Origin of the sequence: Faecalibacillus faecis, from assembly GCF_003024675.1 — a bacterium.
Lineage (GTDB): Bacteria > Bacillota_I > Bacilli_A > Erysipelotrichales > Coprobacillaceae > Faecalibacillus > Faecalibacillus faecis.
The window spans coordinates 83,959-98,893 of record NZ_PYLP01000002.1 but is presented as its reverse complement, the minus strand read 5'-3'; the positions used below and the strand labels follow the sequence as shown (position 1 = coordinate 98,893).

Here is a 14,935-nt window from a genome sequence, read left to right as displayed (position 1 = left end):
AGGAGGAAAAACTGATGTGGTATTTATTATCTATATTAGGATGTATGATTATTATTAATATTGCTTTACTTGGATATATTCCACGAATAAATTTCCCTATAAGTAAATCTTACTCATTTTTTATAGTTGTAATAGTGCTTATTCTTCTTGTAATAATTTATGAATGGAGACCAAAAAAGAATAAATTATCTTCCTATTTTTTAAGTAAAATAAATCCTCATGTAGAAGCAATAATATTTGCAACATGTATACTTTCTCTATCCATAGGAATTTTTATAATGAAGTTTTTTAACGGTGATCCTAATACAGTTTCAAATACATTTTCCGGATTATCAGTTATAGCTTTTGGTGTTACGCTTTGGACAATACTTACAGCTTTTCAAGAAAAAAACAAAGAAAACAATACTTCACATGATGATATTGAAGGATCAAAACAACAAAATAATGTTTCAAGTACACATCCAAATGAAAATAAAAAAGGAGAAAATAAAATGTCAATTGAAAAATACATAAATGACAGACTTGATGATCAAATAAAATATTATGATTTAAAGTCAATTGAATACAAAAAGAAACATGAGAATATTTCTCTTGCAACAATTATTATTTCAGCTTTAATTGCCCTTGTACCTGCTTTTATAGATATATTGCCCAATTGCAAAGGTATAATTACATTTTTATCCGCTTTGCTTGCTGCAACTATAACAGTATTACAAGCAATTGATAAACTAAAAAAATATAACGACTTATTTTATCAATTTAGAATGACATGTGAAAAATTAAAGCAAGAAAAAGAGTTATATTTGTATCAATCAGGCGAATATAAAAGAACTGATGAAATGACAAATGAACAGTTATTTGTTGAAAGATGTGAAAGCATTATGGCAACCGAAAACGGCACATGGGCTCAATTAAACGAAAAAAAAGCAAACTAATTAGTCTGCTTTCGAATAAGTATTTTTAAAAATATCAGGTTTACAAGGATAAAACTCTCCTTTTATTCCTTTGATTATATAGTCACCAATATCAGCAATATGATTACCTTCTAAGGTTTGAATGATTAAATAAGTTTGTTTTGGAACACAACATGATCCACAAAAAGAAATTATTTCATTTGTGTTATCTCCGTTCCATTGAACAGCTTCAATAGTTACTGGTTTCTTAGTATATTTATTAATCATAATATCAATTCCTTTCAAGGTTAATTATAACAAATTCATTAGAGAAAGGAAGTGAAAAAGATGTCAAAGACTCATAGATTATTTATTAGTCATTCGTGGAAATACTCTGATCAGTATGAAACAATAACAGGTTGGTTTGATGAAGCAAGTTATTTCAATTGGATCAATTATTCAATTCCAATTACTAATCCCGTAGATTTTGATTCAAAAAAAGAATTAAAGCAAAAAATCACAAACAAAATTAATCAAGTCAACTGTGTTGTAATACTTGCAGGTATGTACGCAGCACATAGCGAATGGATTGATTATGAAATTGATGAAGCAGTAAGGTTAGGAAAACCTATTGTAGGTGTAAAACCATGGGGAAATGAAAAAATGCCTCAAAAAATTCAAGACTATGCTGATGAAATAGTTAATTGGCAAAGTTCAAGTGTTGTTGATGCAGTAAAACGCAATTCGAATGCATAGAAAGTAAAAAAACTCCCCCGCTACCAACAGGAGAGTAAAAATAAGGTACTACCAATACCTTAATAAAAAGAACCATCTCAAAAGCCCTTTTACACATTGAATTTTATCATATCAAGCATAAATAAATCAAATAAAAAAGGAGGAATGCAAATGAAAAAATTATTAAGTCTAGCATTAATTGGGGCTTTAGCTCTATCTCTAACTGCATGTGGAAATAGCAGTTCAAAAGACAATCCATCTTCAAAAGAAACAACTACAACAAAAAAAGAAGAAAAGAAAGAACCTTTAAATTTAACAGGAACTTGGCAATGTGATCCAGTTGATGGAACATATTTAAAAGCCACTATCTCTAATAACGTTATTGAAATTGATTGGGTTTTTGTTGACGAAAATAAAAGCGCAATATATTGGGTTGGTTCTTATGATGCACCTACTACTGATGTTAATCAATATAAATGGACATCAAACAATAATCATGAGCAAACTGAGACTTCTATTTTAGCATCAACTGATGATACAAAGGAATTTTCATATAATAACGGTATTATTTCATTTACTGCATCTATGCAAGGTGTAAGTAAAACATTTGAGTTAAAGAAACAATAATCAAATGAAGAAAACCAACCATGATAACAATTTAGATTTTCTTTATGATAACCATCCTGAATTGTTAGATGATTATATAAATGTATATGAAAATTCTATATTCGCTGTTGATCATGAAATATCTCCTGAAGATATGGCTGATATCATGCAAATGATAGAAGCTTTCAAGACAGATAAGTTTAGAAGTTTAAACTAGATATTACGCCTGTTTTTCCGTTATGGGCGTTTTATTATACAAAATATGAGAGGAGTCGTGATATATGATCAGAAAAAGACCTGCAAAAAAAGCAAAGAACGGATATACTTATCAAGTTTATTTTTATTACAGAGACATATTTGACAAAAGAAAGTATTATTCTAAAAGTGGGTTTTTAACAAAAAAAGAGGCGCAGATACATGAAACTGAAATGAAGGCTAGATTGAAAGAAAAAGGCAGCTTAAATCAAGAAGCAAATAAAACTTTTAATGAAGTATTCAAGGAGTTTATGGAAACTGAGGGCGATAGATTTGCATTGAATACCATTGAAAAGAAAGAACGTACATTTAAAAAATATATTAGAAATTCATTTGGAGCTTCAAAAATAACATTATTCAGTAATTATGCTTTTTTACAAGAAATTTTCAATGGTTTTGAAGATAAAACAATGTCAATTGTTAGAGCAATCAAGGATATTATAAAAAATGTAACTTCGTTTGCGATTAAAATGGGATATATAGACAATTCCCCTATTTCACTAGTAACACTTAAAGTAATAGAAAAAGAAAAAAAAGAAATGAATGTTGTGCCTTTTGAAGTTTTTCTAAAAGCCTACAACGAATTAGAAGATTGTTATGCAATCACTATTGCTATTGGATACTATACAGGTATGAGGATTGCTGAAATCTTAGCCTTAAAAAAAGATGATATTGATTTTGAAAACAACTTAATAAGCATTAATAACCAATTGATATATTCTGGAAGAAATATAAACGACTATCAAGTTGTTTCTAAATTGAAAACAAAAAAATCAAAGGACTTCATACCTTTGAATGATCAATTAAAAGATTTACTAATAGAATACCTAAAAACGCATCATAGCAAATACATTTGTCAAAAAAATAATCAATTCTACTATGTTAGTAATTTGGATAGAATTTTAAAAAGAGAATATGACTTTACTTTTCATAATTTAAGACATACTTTTGCTTCTACTTTATATGAAAACGATGTTGATATAAAAACGACACAAGAGTTGCTTAGACATAGTAATGTCAACACTACTTTAAATGTCTATACTCATCTAAAAGAAACCAAGAAATTAGATACAATAAATAACGTTTTCAAGGCAAAAGATGTCAAAAGTATGCCAAAAATGAAAATTAACTAAATTAAATCTCGTAAAAGTATTGATATATCAACGTTTTTTAACTATTTAATTAAAAAAGAAAAAGACATTAATTGTCTTTTTCATGTAATGAATTAATAATACTTTCAATTTTATTTCCATATTCTAAAGAAGTATCTAATACAAAATGCAATTCTGGACATTTTCTAATTTTTAGTTTTTTTGCTAAAAGGTTACGAATAAATCCTTTTGATCTTTCTAAAGCTTCCATTCCTTTTTCTTGATTATAATTTTTTCCTAAAAAAGTAACATAAATTTTGGAAATAGATAAATCATTTGTTGTTTCAACCGCTGTAATTGTACATAAGCGTAAATCACGATCTCTTACTTCATTTTGTAAGATCAATGAAACTTCTCTTAGAATTTGAGCATTAATTCTTTCTGTTTTTAATGACATAAATCATTCGCTCCTATTTCTTTTCTACTTCTTCCATAACATATCCTTCAATGATATCTCCTTCTTTGATATCATTGTAGTTTTCAATATTTAAGCCACATTCAAAACCAGAGTTAACTTCTTTAACATCATCTTTAAAACGTCTAAGTGAAGCAAGTTTTCCTTCATAAACAACGATACCATCACGAATTAAACGGATACCGCTATTTCTTTTAATAGAACCATCGGTTACATAACATCCTGCGATATTACCTACTTTACTTGCTTTGATTACTTGACGGATTTCAGCTTGTCCAGTAACGACTTCATGATATTCTGGAGCAAGCATACCTTTCATAGCTGTTTCAATTTCTTCTACCATCTTATAGATGACATTGTGTAAACGAATTTCAACATTTTCTTCTTCTGCTTTACTTCTTACTTTTGCATCAGGTCTTACATTGAATCCGTAAATAATTGCTTGTGAAGCACTTGCAAGAATAACATCTGATTCAGAGATTGCTCCAACTGTTGAACGGATTACATTTACACGTACACCATCAACATCAATTTTTTCTAAGGACGCTTTAACTGCTTCTGCCGTACCTTGTACATCAGCTTTAACGATAATATTTAAATCAATAATTTGACCTTCTTTTATTTGTGAATATAAATCATCTAATGATAAAGCAGCTCCTGAATTACGATCTTTTTCAATCTTAGCTTTCATACGTGTTTCACCAACACTACGTGCTTGTTTTTCAGATTCAAAGACCATAAATTTATCACCGGCAACAGGAACTTCATTTAATCCTGTAATTTCTACTGGTGTACCAGGTAAAGCTTCTTTGATAACACGTCCTTTATCATCTAACATTTGACGTACACGACCAAATGCAGCTCCAACAACGATTGGATCACTTGCCCTTAATGTACCATTTTCAACTAATAAAGTTGCAACAGCACCACGTCCTTTGTCTAATTTACCTTCAACAACACTACCATAAGCATATCTATTTGGATTAGCTTTTAAATCAGCTAATTCAGCAACAACTGTTAATGTTTCTAATAGTTCTTCAATACCAATTTTCTTTTTCGCAGAGATTTCACAATAAACTGTATCTCCACCCCATTCTTCTGGTAATAATCCTTCTTCAGCCATTTCTGCTTTAATTCTTTCTGGATCAGCACCTTCTTTATCAATTTTATTGATTGCAACAACAATTGGTACTCCTGCTGCTTTGGCATGGTCAATAGCTTCTTTTGTTTGAGGCATAACTCCATCATCAGCAGCAACAACAATAATAACAATATCTGTTACTTGAGCTCCACGTGCTCTCATGGCAGTAAATGCTTCGTGGCCTGGAGTATCTAAGAAAGTTACTTTTTTACCATTGACTTCTACTTGATAAGCTCCAATATGTTGCGTAATTCCACCAAATTCACCATCAACAACTGCTGATTTACGAATTGTATCTAATAAAGTTGTTTTCCCATGATCGACATGGCCCATGATTGTAACAACAGGACAACGTGGTTGTAAATCTTTTTCATCATCAACTACTTCAATATTTTCAAAATTGATTTCATCTACAGGAATATGTTTTTCACATTCACAACCATATTCTAAACAAATAAGTTCTACTTGTTCATCATTTAATGCCGAATTTATTGTTACCATTGTACCTAATAAAAATAACACTTTAATAACATTTGCAGGGGTTTGTCCTAATTTTTCTGCAAGTTCACCAACTGTAATTCCTTCTTCATAAGAAATTACACCATCTTTTACTTCTACTGTTTCTTTTTTAGTAGGAAAGTTGGATTGTAATTGTTTTTTCTTTGGTGCACCTTTTTTCTTTTTATTTTGTTTTGCCATAAAATCAACCTCCTATCATTTCTTTAATTTTTTTTGCAAATCCTTGATTTGTAATACCAACAGCAACACGATTATGTTTACCGATTGCTTTTGAAATTGTTTCAATATCATCAACTATAAAATAATCAACATGATAAAATTGACATTTATCTGTAATTTTCTTTTTTGTGTTATCACTTGCATCATTTGCAATTAAAACAAGTTCAACTTTATTAGCAGAAATACTTTTAATTAAAGTTTCTCCATTTACAAGCGCTCTTGCTGCATTTGCAAGACCTAACATATTTAAATAGTTTTTATTAATCACAATAAGATTTCAACTCCTCAAATATTTCATCAGGAATTTCAACTTCTAACGAACGACTTAAAAGCTTTTTCTTTTTAGCAATTTCAATTGCTTCAATACTTTTTTTAAGATAAGCGCCACGTCCATTCATTTTTCCAGTTGGATCAACAAAAACTTGACCTTCTTTATTTCTTACAACACGAATTAATTCTTTTTTTGGTAATTGTTCATTTGTTGCAAGACATTTCCTAAGCGGTATTTTTTTCATAGAAACCCACCTTAATCTTCATCATAATATTTGTCATATTCATCATAGTCGATATCTTCATCATATTTGCTGTAATCGTCATCTTCGAAGTCTTCAAAATCTTCATCGTAATCATCTTCAACAACTTCTTTAACATCTGCTTGTTGTTCAGCAACAGGTTCTTCTACAACTTCTTCATTATTTAACATTTCTTGAGCAAATTCATCTTGGAAATCATCATCAACAGGTGATTCTTCTTTTTGTGCAATGGCATCCATTAAACCAAGTTCTTTTGCTTCTGATAATGATTTGATATCAATTTTCCATCCAGTAAGTCTTACAGCAAGTCTTGCATTTTGTCCACGTTTACCGATAGCTAATGAAAGTTGATCATCAGGAACGATAACTAAAGCACTGTGTGCTTCTTCATTTACAGAAACTGTTAAAACATCTGATGGTGATAAAGCATGAGAAATATAAACAACCGGGTCATTTGACCATTCAATAATGTCAATCATTTCTCCATTTAATTCATCAACCACATTTTTAACACGTGATCCTTTAGGTCCAACACATGACCCAATTGGATCTAATCCTTCAACAGCTGTATAAACAGCAACTTTACTTCTTTCTCCTGGTTCACGAGAAACAGATTTAATTTCAACAGTACCATCGAATACTTCAGGTACTTCTAATTCAAATAATCTTCTAACAAATTGAGGTTCTGTTCTACTTACAACAATGTGTGTTCCTTTAGTTCCACGATCAACATCACTTACATAAACTTTAACATGTTGTCCTTCACGTAATGTTTCACCTGGAATTTGTTGATTTAATCCTAAGAAAGCTCCTGTTTTTCCAATATTAACGATGGCAAATTTAGGTTCAACACGATCAACGATACCAGTAATGATATCATCTTTTTTATCTGCAAATTCATTATATAATGTTTCTTTTTCAGTTTCTCGTATTTTTTGTCTGAATAATTGTTTTGTTTGAATTGCTGCTAAACGTCCAATATGATCTACGTCAGCTTCTGTTTCAATAATATCACCAACTTGGTAATTCTCATTGATTTCTCTTGCTTCATCTAATGAAACTTCTAAATCTTCATCTTCTAAATCATCAACAACTGTTCTAATTTCAAACAATCTAAATTTTCCTGTTTTTTCATTGATTTCAACACGTACATTTGCTTCAGGAATCATATAGTTTTTCTTATATGCTTTCGCAATTGATTCTTTAAGCATTTCTAAGAAAACATCTTTTTCAATCCCTTTTTCTTCACATAAAAGATTTAATGCATCCATAAATTTTTTACTAGCCACTTTTAATTCCTCCTAAAACTTTACAGCTAATCTAATAAATTGAATATTATCATAATCAACAACAATCTTTTTCTTAATGTTTTTAACAAGATATTCAAATTCTAATTGTTGATCTTCGATTGACTTTAAATATCCTTCTACTTCATGTAAACCAGATTTAGGGTTTTTAAATTTTGCATAAACATATTCCCCAATCGATTTTTCTACTTGTTCAAATGTTTTTAAAGGCTTTTCAATACCTGGTGAAGAAACTTCTAAAATGTATTCTTCTTTTATTGGATCAACTTCATCCAATTTATCACTAATTAATTCACTTACAGCAACACATGTATCCATATCTAAATAACCTTCATTCTTTTCAATATAAATACGTAAATACATATCATTACCATCTTTGACATACTCAATGTCATCTAAGTAACAATCATGTTGTTCAATAAAAGGTAATACCATATTTTTAATACTTTCTAATAATTCCATTTTTTCACCCCATTCAATAATAAAGAGTGGGTTCCCCCACTCGTTTCTATCTATGAAACTATAAATAATATAGCATAAACTGAATAGATAATCAAGTCACTAGAAAAGTGATAATTGATTTTCTTCTTGCATTCCATTAAAGACTCCCATTTTTGTCAGTTGTTTAATATGAGAGTTATTTAATTTTGTACGTTTAATCACATCTTCTTTCGATAAGAACGGTCCTCTTTCTCTTGCTTCAATAACTGTTTTAGCTACAGACTCACCTAGTGAATCAACAGAGCTAAATGGTGGTAATAAACCACTTGGATCATCAGGGTCCAAGATAAAATTACTTGCATCCGATTTTTCTAAATTTAATGGACTGAAGTGGAACCCACGGTCAATCATTTCTAAAGCAATTTCAAAAACATCCCATAATCCTTCATCTTTATTTGAAGATTGTCTATTTTCTCTTAACATTTCAATTTCTTTACGTCTTGCAAGAATTGCATCTTTTCCAGCAACAAGCGTATCAATATCAAAGAAATCACAACGCGTTGAAAAATAGACAGCATAATATTCTCTTGGATAATAAAGTTTCCACCAAGCCACACGAATCGCTGAAAGTACATAAGCGACGGCATGGGCTTTAGGGAACATGTACTTGATTTTTTTACATGAATCAATATACCATTGAGGCACATTATATTTTTTCATTAATTCTTCATATTTCTTTTCAGGGAAAACTGCTGGCGATTTTCCTTTACGAACACATTCCATAATATCGAAGGCATCTTTATTTGGCAGTCCTTTTTCAATTAAATAAACCATGATATCATCACGACATCCAATAACTTCTTTTAAGGTACAAGTTCCATTTTTAATGAGTGTTTCTGCATTCCCAAGATAAACATCCGTTCCATGAGATAATCCTGAAATAATAACTAAATCATTAAAAGTTGTTGGTCGTGTTTGATCAAGCATTCCTCGTACAAAGGTTGTACCAAATTCGGGTAAACCTAACGCTCCACTCTTACAATTAATATAAGATAAATCAATACCTAAAGCTTCACTCGTTGTAAAAAGTGACATCACTTTTGTATCATTTGTAGGAATTGTTTTAGGATCCACACCTGTTAAATCTTGTAACATACGAATAACAGTCGGATCGACGTGTCCTAAAATATCAAATTTTAAGACGTTATCATGAATTGCATGGAAGTCGAAGTGAGTCGTACGCCATTCAGCTGACAAATCATCCGCAGGATATTGATAAGGTGTAAAATCAAAAACATCATAATCTCTAGGGATAACAATGATACCACCTGGATGTTGTCCTGTTGTGCGTTTAACACCACCACAACCACGAGCAATTCTTTCTAATTCTGCACTTCGCATTTCATTTTCAACCCCAAGTGTTTCAGCATAACCTTTGGCATAACCATAAGCTGTTTTTTCCGCAACTGTTGAAATAGTCCCCGCTCTAAAGACATGATCTTCACCAAAAATCGTTTTAGTAAAAGCATGAGCATTGGCTTGATAAGCTCCTGAGAAGTTTAAGTCGATATCAGGTACCTTATCGGCATTGAATCCTAGGAAGGTTTCAAATGGAATATTATGTCCCTCCCCTTTCATTGGCTTTCCACAAACAGGACAGATCTTATCTGGAAGATCATACCCATCAGCGACCACACCTTCTTCTAAGAATTCACTATGGCTACAATGTAAACATAAATAATGCGGTGGTAATGGGTTAACTTCTGTAATTCCTGACATTGTCGCAACAAAGGATGAACCTACAGAACCACGAGATCCTACAAGGTATCCATCATCGTTGGATTTTTTTACTAACAAGTGAGAGATATAATAAATAACCCCAAATCCATGTTTAATAATATTACTTAATTCTTTTTCTAATCGTTTTTCTACAATTTCAGGTAATTGTTCACCATAAAGACGATGCGCTGTATCATAACAAATTTTTGTTAGATTTTCATCTGCATTATCGATTGTTGGTGTAAATAATTTATCATGAATTGGTCGAATTTCTTCTACCATATCTGCAATTTTATTTGTATTTGTAACAACATATTCGTAACATTCTTCAGATGTTAAATAATCATAACATTTCAACATTTCATCTGTTGTTCTTAAATATTGTGATGGTGTAAAAGCACGTGGATTTTTACGGTCACATAAAGGATGCGCGCGATGTCCAATACCAATTTTTGGTTGAGAAATAAAAACATCTCGATAGATTTTATCTTTTTCATTTAAGAAATGAACATCTCCTGTAGCCACAATAATTTTATCGAGTTTTTTAGCAGCTGTAATCAATCTTTTAATTGAAATAATTAAATCTTCTTTTGATTCAATTTGTCCTCGATCAATCAAATGATAGTAATCGTCAAAAGGTTGAATTTCTACATAATCATAAAATTTTAAGAGTTCTTCTAATTTTTCATCAGAAGAATTCAAAGCCGCTTCAAAAACATCTGAACGGTAACAGCTTGTTCCAAAAAGTAATCCTTTTCGATAATATTCAAGTCTTTCTTTAGGAATACGTGAGCCATCATGGAAATAAGTTGTATTGGCTTCTGATACAATCTTAAACATATTTTTAAGACCTTCTTTATTTAAAGCAAGAGCTGTCATATGATATGGGAAAACGATTTTATAAGCATCGTCTTTTTGTAATTTATTTAAATCAAGTAAATTATAGTGACCATTTTGCATGATAGAATGAAGCATTGTCGTAAACACAGAACCTAATACTTCCGCATCATAGTCGGCACGATGGGCTACTTCATCATCATAATTTACACGATAAACACGACAAACATTTCCTAAGCGATAAGACTTCATTGGCTTCATGATTGCACGAGCAAGCGCCAAAGAATCAATAACTGGATTTTGAATAGGTTCTTGACCTAATCTTTTTAAACTTTCATTTAAAAAACCAATATCGAATTTTGCATTATGGGCCACAAGAATTGAATCTTCGAAGAATTCTAAAATCTTTGGTAAGAATTCTTTAATTGAGGGCGCATCAGCAACCATTTCATTGGTAATACTTGTCAGTTGTGAAACTCTTGTTCCAATCGATTTACCTGGATGTATAAAGCTTTGAAGTCGATCAATAACTTCTCCATTTTTTATTTTTACCGCACCAAATTCAGTAATACCATCATGAATCACAGAAAATCCTGTTGTTTCTAAGTCGAAAGAAACATAAGTTGCATCTTCGATAGACATGTCTTTTTCATTAAAAACGATATTGAAATAAGGTTCAATCATATTTAATTCAACCCCATAAATCATTTTAATACCTGCTTTTAAACTTGCAATTTGAGCTTCTGGAAAAGATTGAACATTTCCATGATCTGTGACTGCAATCGCTTTATGTCCCCATTTGGCAACTTGATTGATATAATCAGAAATATTACCAATACCATCCATAGCAGACATTTTCGAATGTGTATGTAATTCTACACGTTTTTCTTTCGCGTTATCTTGTTTTGAAGCAGGTTCTTTAACAATCTCAATAGAACGTGCCATCATGACAGTCTCTCTTGCGTAATTGTCTAAGCGAATTTCACCAGTAGCTTTGATCCATACTTTTCCTTTATCTAATATTTTAATATCATCAATATTATTATTTGTATTATTTTCAAAACGTTTTACCATAATGGAATCTGTATAATCTGTTATCCATAAAGTTTGGATATGTTTCCCTGCTCTTGTTTTAATAAGTTCTGTTTTAAAAACATATCCTTGTATCGTACAGTTATTTTCCATTGTTTGACTAGTAATTTCATGAAGTTTTAAAAAAGTTGCTTCTCCTTTTTCACGTCGATAATTATTTTTATAATCAAACTTTGGTTTAGGTGCTTCTGCTTTTTTGAAGTCAGCTAAATCAATTTCAACAGGTTCATAACTGTCCATTTCTTGAAGCAAACTTTCTAATTCTGCTACATCTTCTTTAATATAGAATTGAAATGATTTATTTAAACCAATTTCTTTAAATAATTGTTTAATCCTATTTTGTAATTGTTGGTATTGTTCTAATTGGATTTCATTTAAAACCCCTATTTTTATAACTTGATTAATTTCAATATCTTCTATCTTTAAAGAGGTAAATAATGGAGATAATAATTTCATTTTTTCAATAATATAGCCTAAATAATAAGACCAATCTTGTTCATATGAAAAATTATCTGGATAATTAAAAATAAATTCAATAGGATAAGGAAATTGATCACCTGAATTGATCAATAATTGATATTCTTCAAAAGGAATAAAATCCTTACTTTCAATATAAAAACTATATTCATTATCTTGATGTACAACAACTTTTTTTAAATTAGCATGCATTAAAATACTGACTTGATCTATAATATTCAATTGTTTTAATAAAATAATTAATTTATTCATATTCCACCTCGAAACAGCATTTATTATAACACAAAAAAAGGCAAAAGCCTTTTTTTAAAAGAATTTTCCTATATCATTTACAGTTGCAAAAATCATTAATCCAAAAGCAAGAATAAGCCCTGCCATTTGTAAAGCATATTTAATGCGTGTTGGTATTTCACGACGAATCACTTTTTCAATAAGGGCAAAGAGTACTTGACTTCCATCTAAACCAGGTATTGGAAGTAAGTTGAACATTCCAATATTTGTAGATAATAAAGCTGTTAATGAAAGTAAGGTACTAATTGAACCCGTTTGTGTGACTTGTGCAGTAACTGTATAAATCCCTACCGGTCCCGATAGTTGAGAAACTGTATGTGTCATATCTGTAATCAATTTACCTAATGTTGTAAAAATTAATAAGGCATATTCTATAAATTGATTGATTCCTTGGCGGATTGCTTCTGCAAAAGTAAGTTGCTTCATTGCAGCTGTAATTCCCATGACATAAGATTTTGTTTCATTATTGTATTTTGCTGTTACCTTTTTTTCTAAATAATGTTTATTTCTTGTAAGTCCTACTTTCATGGTTACTGTATCTGTATCCAATTGTAGATTTTCATTATCTAGAACTTCTTGAATATCAGAGAAAGAGGCAATGATATGTTCTTCATTATTAATTGTAATTTTATTAATGACATCACCGGCTTCAATTCCAGCAAGAGCTGCTCCTTTATTTTTGACAACACTGCCAATTTCTGAAGTGTTTGTTTGTACTTCTACAAAAGAATAAATACCAATTAATAAAACAAGAGCTAAAACAAAGTTCATAAAAACACCGGCAAGCATGATAACACATTTCTTCCACGTTTTAATTCCTTTTAATGTTCGTTCATAGGGAACATCCTTCATGATTTCATTGTCTTCTTGATCAGCTTCTCCTGCCATGGCAACATAACCACCAATAGGAAGCGCACGTATTTGATATTCTGTTTCACCTTTTTTCTTTGAAAAAAGTTTAGGACCCATTCCAATAGAAAATTCAGCACAATAAACTCCAAAAAGTTTTGCTGTTAAAAAATGACCTAATTCATGAATCAAGACAATAGCTCCAAGAATCAAAAAGAAAACAATAATATTTATAATCGTTTGCATCTATTTATTAATCTCCTTTAAAACAAAATCTCTTGCCCAACAATCAATTTCTAATAATTGTGATACATTTGGATCTTGAATAACTTGATGTGCATTCATTGCTTTTTCAACAAGTTCTTCAATTTGTAAGAATTCTATTTTGCCTTCTCTAAAAAGCAAATTTGCCATTTCATTTGCTCCATTTAAAACACAAGGTAAGCTTCCACCAATTTTTCCTGCTTTATATGCAAGTTCTAAAGCATGGAATCTATTAAAATCAGGCTTAATAAAAGTAAGTGAACCAATCTTTGTCAAATCCAAAGATTCACCATTAACAAGAACTTCTCTTTTTGGATATGTTAAAGCATATTGAATTGCTAGGCGCATATCTGGTGTTCCCATTTGTCCTATAACTGAAGTATCTTCATATTCAACAGCAGAATGTAAAATACTTTCTGGATGAATTAATACCTCAATTTGATCATAATCAACATCAAAAAGCCATTTAGCTTCAATAACTTCAAGTCCTTTATTAAAAAGTGTTGCACTATCTATAGTAATTTTCGCACCCATTGACCAATTTGGATGTTTTAAAGCATCTTCTACAGAAACGCCTACAAGTTCTTCTCTTGTTTTATTTCTAAAGCTCCCACCACTTGCAGTCAACAGAATACGTTTAATTTTATTTCCTTTATTTCCTTGTAAAGATTGGAAAATTGCTGAGTGTTCACTATCTACTGGTAATAATTTTACACCATTTTCCTTAACTAATTTTGTAATAATATATCCTGCAACAACTAAAGTTTCTTTATTAGCAAGTGCAATATCCTTTTTAGCTTCAATGGCATGGATCGTTGGTAATAAACCAGCAAAACCAACAATCGCATTTAAGACAATATCTACCTCATCTATAGTTGCAATATAATCAAGTCCTTCAGGTCCATAAACGCATTTGATTTCTTTATATTTTTCTTGTAAATAAAGTGCATCTTTTTCATCAATAACACAAACAACCTTTGGCTTGATTTGTTTAATTGTTTCTTCAAGTAATTTAATATTTTTTCCTGCAGAAACAGCAACAACTTCAAATTCATCTTGATGATGTAAGCAAACATCCACTGTTTGTTGACCTATAGAACCTGTTGCTCCTAATATGGTAATTTTTTTCAT

At 30.6% G+C, this 14,935-nt stretch carries 15 protein-coding genes; 5 read left to right on the top strand and 10 right to left on the bottom strand.

From position 1 onward, the window contains the following. Window positions 1–14 precede the first annotated feature (14 nt). Window positions 15–935: a DUF4231 domain-containing protein gene (locus C7U55_RS02365; RefSeq protein ID WP_106987175.1), complete on the top strand. Its 921-nt coding sequence runs from the start codon at window positions 15–17 to the stop codon at window positions 933–935. On the opposite strand, the gene C7U55_RS02360 is transcribed toward C7U55_RS02365, so the two are convergent. Further along, window positions 936–1,181, bottom strand: coding sequence for a hypothetical protein (locus C7U55_RS02360; RefSeq protein ID WP_193446925.1), 246 nt, complete (start codon window positions 1,179–1,181; stop codon window positions 936–938). A gap of 60 nt (window positions 1,182–1,241) precedes the next feature. On the opposite strand from C7U55_RS02360, the gene C7U55_RS02355 reads away from it, so the two are divergent. The 4 genes from C7U55_RS02355 to C7U55_RS02340 all read left to right on the top strand — a co-directional run bounded on the left by C7U55_RS02355 (window position 1,242) and on the right by C7U55_RS02340 (window position 3,622). Beyond that, window positions 1,242–1,649 (top strand): TIR domain-containing protein, encoded by a 408-nt coding sequence (locus C7U55_RS02355; RefSeq protein WP_106987174.1) that lies wholly within the window; start codon window positions 1,242–1,244, stop codon window positions 1,647–1,649. Window positions 1,650–1,799: 150 nt separating this feature from the next. Further along, entirely contained in the window at window positions 1,800–2,255 is a 456-nt protein-coding gene (locus C7U55_RS02350) for a hypothetical protein (protein ID WP_106987173.1), read from the top strand. Window positions 2,256–2,259: 4 nt separating this feature from the next. Further along, on the top strand, window positions 2,260–2,451 hold the full coding sequence (locus C7U55_RS02345; protein WP_106987172.1) for a hypothetical protein: 192 nt from the start codon (window positions 2,260–2,262) through the stop codon (window positions 2,449–2,451). A gap of 64 nt (window positions 2,452–2,515) precedes the next feature. Further along, a complete protein-coding gene (locus C7U55_RS02340; RefSeq protein ID WP_106987171.1) occupies window positions 2,516–3,622 on the top strand; it encodes a site-specific integrase in 1,107 nt (368 codons plus the stop codon). Between the two features lie 67 nt (window positions 3,623–3,689). On the opposite strand, the gene rbfA is transcribed toward C7U55_RS02340, so the two are convergent. The 9 genes from rbfA to C7U55_RS02295 all read right to left on the bottom strand — a co-directional run bounded on the left by rbfA (window position 3,690) and on the right by C7U55_RS02295 (window position 14,935). Continuing rightward, on the bottom strand, window positions 3,690–4,037 hold the full coding sequence (gene rbfA / locus C7U55_RS02335; RefSeq protein WP_048923829.1) for a 30S ribosome-binding factor RbfA: 348 nt from the start codon (window positions 4,035–4,037) through the stop codon (window positions 3,690–3,692). 13 nt (window positions 4,038–4,050) lie between these two features. Next, window positions 4,051–5,895 (bottom strand): translation initiation factor IF-2, encoded by a 1,845-nt coding sequence (gene infB, locus C7U55_RS02330; protein ID WP_106987170.1) that lies wholly within the window; start codon window positions 5,893–5,895, stop codon window positions 4,051–4,053. Window positions 5,896–5,899: 4 nt separating this feature from the next. Then, complete coding sequence (locus C7U55_RS02325; RefSeq protein WP_227213814.1) at window positions 5,900–6,202, bottom strand: L7Ae/L30e/S12e/Gadd45 family ribosomal protein; 303 nt, start codon at window positions 6,200–6,202, stop codon at window positions 5,900–5,902. Further along, window positions 6,195–6,449: an RNase P modulator RnpM gene (gene rnpM, locus C7U55_RS02320; protein WP_106987169.1), complete on the bottom strand. Its 255-nt coding sequence runs from the start codon at window positions 6,447–6,449 to the stop codon at window positions 6,195–6,197. Before rnpM ends, C7U55_RS02325 begins: the two co-directional genes overlap by 8 nt. Before the next feature lie 11 nt (window positions 6,450–6,460). Beyond that, complete coding sequence (nusA, locus tag C7U55_RS02315) at window positions 6,461–7,756, bottom strand: transcription termination factor NusA (RefSeq protein WP_106987168.1); 1,296 nt, start codon at window positions 7,754–7,756, stop codon at window positions 6,461–6,463. Between the two features lie 12 nt (window positions 7,757–7,768). Beyond that, entirely contained in the window at window positions 7,769–8,236 is a 468-nt protein-coding gene (locus tag C7U55_RS02310; protein ID WP_048923832.1) for a ribosome maturation factor RimP, read from the bottom strand. A gap of 99 nt (window positions 8,237–8,335) precedes the next feature. Beyond that, the gene (locus C7U55_RS02305; protein WP_106987167.1) at window positions 8,336–12,652 is read right to left on the bottom strand and encodes a PolC-type DNA polymerase III; all 4,317 of its coding nucleotides are present in this window, start codon (window positions 12,650–12,652) and stop codon (window positions 8,336–8,338) included. A gap of 54 nt (window positions 12,653–12,706) precedes the next feature. After that, window positions 12,707–13,786: a M50 family metallopeptidase gene (locus C7U55_RS02300; protein ID WP_106987166.1), complete on the bottom strand. Its 1,080-nt coding sequence runs from the start codon at window positions 13,784–13,786 to the stop codon at window positions 12,707–12,709. Beyond that, window positions 13,787–14,935, bottom strand: coding sequence for a 1-deoxy-D-xylulose-5-phosphate reductoisomerase (locus C7U55_RS02295; protein WP_106987165.1), 1,149 nt, complete (start codon window positions 14,933–14,935; stop codon window positions 13,787–13,789).

Bases quoted from the DNA above. Each gene is read 5' to 3' on its own strand.
- C7U55_RS02360 (WP_193446925.1), bottom strand. From the start codon at position 1,181: ATGATTAATAAATATACTAAGAAACCAGTAACTATTGAAGCTGTTCAA.
- C7U55_RS02355 (WP_106987174.1), top strand. From the start codon at position 1,242: ATGTCAAAGACTCATAGATTATTTATTAGTCATTCGTGGAAATACTCT.
- C7U55_RS02340 (WP_106987171.1), top strand. From the start codon at position 2,516: ATGATCAGAAAAAGACCTGCAAAAAAAGCAAAGAACGGATATACTTAT.
- C7U55_RS02295 (WP_106987165.1), bottom strand. From the start codon at position 14,935: ATGAAAAAAATTACCATATTAGGAGCAACAGGTTCTATAGGTCAACAA.
- C7U55_RS02350 (WP_106987173.1), top strand. From the start codon at position 1,800: ATGAAAAAATTATTAAGTCTAGCATTAATTGGGGCTTTAGCTCTATCT.
- C7U55_RS02345 (WP_106987172.1), top strand. From the start codon at position 2,260: ATGAAGAAAACCAACCATGATAACAATTTAGATTTTCTTTATGATAAC.
- C7U55_RS02300 (WP_106987166.1), bottom strand. From the start codon at position 13,786: ATGCAAACGATTATAAATATTATTGTTTTCTTTTTGATTCTTGGAGCT.
- C7U55_RS02310 (WP_048923832.1), bottom strand. From the start codon at position 8,236: ATGGAATTATTAGAAAGTATTAAAAATATGGTATTACCTTTTATTGAA.
- rbfA (WP_048923829.1), bottom strand. From the start codon at position 4,037: ATGTCATTAAAAACAGAAAGAATTAATGCTCAAATTCTAAGAGAAGTT.
- C7U55_RS02365 (WP_106987175.1), top strand. From the start codon at position 15: ATGTGGTATTTATTATCTATATTAGGATGTATGATTATTATTAATATT.
- C7U55_RS02305 (WP_106987167.1), bottom strand. From the start codon at position 12,652: ATGAATAAATTAATTATTTTATTAAAACAATTGAATATTATAGATCAA.
- infB (WP_106987170.1), bottom strand. From the start codon at position 5,895: ATGGCAAAACAAAATAAAAAGAAAAAAGGTGCACCAAAGAAAAAACAA.
- rnpM (WP_106987169.1), bottom strand. From the start codon at position 6,449: ATGAAAAAAATACCGCTTAGGAAATGTCTTGCAACAAATGAACAATTA.